Below are 4,004 nucleotides of genomic sequence, written 5' to 3' on the forward strand. Positions count from 1 at the left end.
CGACCCAAAACAACGCTCTAAATCTTGTTTCATCATGCGTGATTTTGGAGGATTAAGCCCTTTTTTTACAATTAGATTAAAGTTAATGAATTGCCGTTTCGAAATATAGGAATCGTGCTAAACTAAGCAATTGTGAGGCAATGATAAAGCGAAAAATTTTACTATGTATGAAATTGCTTAAAGGACGAAAGGTGATTTTTCATGGTAACGACCAAGCGGCGGATTATATGGGTGGATATAGCAAAGGCACTGGGAATCATTGCGGTCGTGTTCGGGCATGCCATTGATTCTGAGCGCGACATACGTTCGTTTGATCTCGTCTATGATGCCATTTATTGGTGGCATATGCCGTTATTTTTCATTATCGGGGGTTTCTTTTTGAAACCGATTTCGCACAGTTGGGAAGCGGTGCGTCACTTCTGGGCGCGTCGCTGTAAGCCATTAGTGGTGTCCTATTTTCTAATGGGAAGTCTCTTAATCATCCTCAGCCATTTTGTCCGTAATCAGGACTGGTCGTACACTGCTTTCTATTTTGTTCGCCTGCTTTATGGTGGACGAACCCTTAACCATTATTTAAGTATTTTTTGGTTCATTAATGTTTATATTCTCACGCTGATTGTTGTGGTTCTTTTAATTTCTAATGTACGTTCGGTTGTCTTGCAATGGGTGATCAGCTTGATGATGTTCGCCATGGGTACAATTCATCAGCAACCAGCGTTCCTAGGGCATCCCTATTTTCCGTGGGATGCACAGGATGTATTGCTGACCACGACTTATATGCTGGCCGGATACTACGGATTTAGATTGCTTCATTCCCTATCGCATAAATATCTGTTGTTACTAGCCATCAGCGCCTTTTCTATGCTTCTCATTCACGATCAATTGACTCAGAAAATCAATTTCACTTTATACTTGAAATCGGACAGCTTAAATCATACTGGACTAGCCCTGATTGCTCCGCTCATTCTATGCTTGGGGGTTGTCTTAATTGCGCAAATCATGAGTGAACTTAAATGGTTTCATTGGCTTGTGCTTTGGGGGCAGCATACGGTGCTGATTATGTTCTGGCATCGCGCACTGTTTGACTTGCCGGAGCTATTGGGGCTCCCTGATCATTGGTTATTAAAATGCCTCATGGGCTTATTCATCCCTATTTTAGTCATGATGGTATGGAAACAATTCAGACGTTTTCTGATTCATCATAGTCCAAAACAGTTTGCAAGCAGCTGAGACGGATTGTGCAATGCCATGCACAATTTGTTTAAAAGAACATCGTACCTATGGCATAACGGGGAGTCAATTGAAAAAATGGCTCAGTGTCAGATTACGTAAAAACCCCCTTTACAGACGAGTTAATCCTGCAAAGGGGGGGTTCGAAAGTTATTCGATTGATCAAAACTGATTAACGGACGACAAGAACAGAGATGGTCGCGTATTTTGACATATATGCGGCTTGACTGCCGAAATGCTTGGCAATGCCTTTCTTGTCTTCAGAACCGACAATCAATAGATCAGCATCTGTATGCGGGATAATGTCTTTGACAATCGTTTCACCCGGTTCGCCTTCTGCAACGATTGCCTCAACCTTCTCAACACCGTAATCCAACGCGGTCTTTTTGTAAAGCTGAACATGTTTTTCAAGGTCTTCACGTTTGCCATGGATGAAGTCTTTATTCAGCGCTTGGTACACGTTCATCTCGTCTTTTTCCAAGATGGATACAATCGTCATTTTTAACTTATCTTTTTTCGCTCGATACATCGCATAGCGAAACGCTAATTGTGCATCAGCCGAATCATCGACACCAACTAATAGATGTGAGAAGTCTTCTTTCATCAATTACGCCTCCATTATGCTCATAACGATGTGATAAACTGCCAGACAATCCGCAGATTCAGATAGGTCAGGACAATGGTACATAGCCAGGCAACCAGCGTTACCCACCGTTTATTCACGAATCGTTCGCCCATAATCTTTTTCGAACTGGTAAATAGGGTCAATGGAATCATTGAGATCGGCAACGCGACGGACAGAAAAACTTGTGAGTTGACAAGTAAGCGATCCATCGCGCTCTCTTCGCCATGGTAAATAATTGTGCAGGCCAGAACCGGGATGACGGAGATCAGACGTGTAATCAGACGGCGCGCCCACAACGGCATTTTCATGTGGATGTAGCCTTCCATGACGATCTGTCCGGTCAGTGTACCGGTAATGGTTGAATTTTGACCGGAGGCAAGCAGTGCAACGGCAAACAAGATACTTAAGACCGGGCTCGCGACAGCGCCGGCCAATTGATTGTTCTGCAAAGCATTGAACAGTGAAGTAAACGTGCCAAGACCTTCCCCATGTCCGAAGAAGAGTGCCGCACCAAGAACGAGCAGCAGGCAATTAATAATGAATGCACCGGATAATTGAATATTTGAGTCCCATGTTGCAAACTTAACGGCTCTTGCAACTTCATTTTCATTGTCATGATTAATGTTGCGCGACTGTGCGATCGAGGAGTGCAGGTAAAGGTTATGCGGCATGACCGTTGCGCCGACAATGCCGAGCGCCATGGTTAATTGACCGGTATGCAGAATCTCGGGTTTCGGTACAAACCCGGCAAACATTGCCGCAATGTTAGGATTAGAAATGATCACTTCATAGAGGAAGACAAGTAAGATAACGGAGATTAACGTAATGACAATCGCTTCAATTTTTCTGAAGCCGAGTTTCGTTAGTAAAAGCAGGAGAAGTACGTCGAGTACGGTCAGTGAAACACCGACGACAAGCGGGATGTGAAACAACAACTGAAGGGCAATCGCACCACCAATGACTTCAGCAATATCAGTGGCACAGATGGCCGCCTCGGTGGACAGCCACAGAATCACGCCAAGCGTCTTGCCTGTATGAGCACGGGTAGCTTGAGCCAAATCCATTCGCGTGACAATCCCCAGTTTCGCAGCCATGTACTGCAGCAGCATCGCAATCAAACTCGAAATCAGGATAACGGAAATAAGTAGGTAACCATATTGTGCACCGCCGCCAATCGACGTGACCCAGTTTCCAGGATCCATGTAGCCGACAGCTACCAGTGCACCGGGACCGGAGAATGCTGCCAGTGTCCGCCAGAAGCTGCCGTTTTTCGGAACGGCTACCGTACTGTTAATTTCCTCAAGGCTTGGTCCGTTTGCATACTTAATCAATTTATGCGGCTTCGTTTTTTTCATCGCACTTTCCAGTTCAGTCATTCGCTCACACCTCTCATAAATTTTTTGAAATCTGCCCATCAGCCCTTCGGCTGCGCGTGGCGAGCTCCCCAATTATTTTTCCTGCAACTTCTGTCTAAAGAAATTATGGTCACGGTAAAAATTCAATCCAACGCGCGTGATTCTTATCATGAACATAAGCTCTTTAAGACCAGGAAACATGAACGCCTCAAGTGATCAATCGATCAGCTCCTCTCTTGCTCAAATGAATTTGTTTTGCTTTGGAGAATTAAAGTTTACATAGGGAAACTTTAATTCACCCATACAATATACATCCGTTTTCTTTAAGAAGCAACCCTGATTTATCATTTTTTTGTGCCATGCAAAAATAGGGTGAAAATTTTTTCAGATGGGGAGGGAAGAGCGCTGAGCAGAATGAAGTAAGGGGTGAACATTTTGATAGCAGCGACGATTTTTTTGTTGAAATGATGGGAGCAGAGATCTTTATTGGGCGGCATGCAAAATTGTTATCAACCTGAAGTTATCATACCTAATGGTGCGAACGGTGAGGCGAGGGTGAAAATTACAGATCAAAAAGCTGCTGTTTAGCGACTCAATTATGGACTTGTGACTTGTTCATGGCAGCTTGACAGCGTTGGCGTCATGCAATTTTAAGCATGTCAGTCAGTTAATTCCGGTCTGTGTTCTATAGAATTTTCCGATTGAAGCAGCAGTGGGCAAAAATAATCCTATCGAGCAGTATTTCAAAGAAACGAACGTACATTCCATGATATAATTACGGACAGGCAATAGAT

At 43.9% G+C, this 4,004-nt stretch carries 3 protein-coding genes; 1 reads left to right on the top strand and 2 read right to left on the bottom strand.

Annotated features, from left to right (window positions below):
* Positions 1–201 precede the first annotated feature (201 nt).
* Positions 202–1,230 (top strand): acyltransferase family protein, encoded by a 1,029-nt coding sequence (locus SIN01_RS14155; protein ID WP_010027049.1) that lies wholly within the window; start codon positions 202–204, stop codon positions 1,228–1,230.
* A gap of 172 nt (positions 1,231–1,402) precedes the next feature.
* On the opposite strand, the gene SIN01_RS14160 is transcribed toward SIN01_RS14155, so the two are convergent.
* Both SIN01_RS14160 and SIN01_RS14165 read right to left on the bottom strand, forming a co-directional pair.
* Positions 1,403–1,834 carry a universal stress protein gene (locus tag SIN01_RS14160; protein WP_010027051.1) on the bottom strand — a complete coding sequence of 144 codons (432 nt, stop codon included), beginning with the start codon at positions 1,832–1,834 and terminating at the stop codon, positions 1,403–1,405.
* Between the two features lie 20 nt (positions 1,835–1,854).
* Positions 1,855–3,231, bottom strand: a complete 1,377-nt coding sequence (locus SIN01_RS14165; protein ID WP_010027052.1) for an Nramp family divalent metal transporter — start codon at positions 3,229–3,231, stop codon at positions 1,855–1,857.
* Between the last annotated feature and the right edge of the window lie 773 nt (positions 3,232–4,004).

The sequence above is a fragment of the Sporolactobacillus inulinus genome (assembly GCF_006539285.1).
Taxonomy (GTDB): Bacteria; Bacillota; Bacilli; order Bacillales; family Sporolactobacillaceae; genus Sporolactobacillus; species Sporolactobacillus inulinus.

Coding starts and splice junctions, on each gene's coding strand:
- SIN01_RS14155 (WP_010027049.1), top strand. CDS start 202: ATGGTAACGACCAAGCGGCGGATTATATGGGTGGATATAGCAAAGGCA.
- SIN01_RS14160 (WP_010027051.1), bottom strand. CDS start 1,834: ATGAAAGAAGACTTCTCACATCTATTAGTTGGTGTCGATGATTCGGCT.
- SIN01_RS14165 (WP_010027052.1), bottom strand. CDS start 3,231: ATGACTGAACTGGAAAGTGCGATGAAAAAAACGAAGCCGCATAAATTG.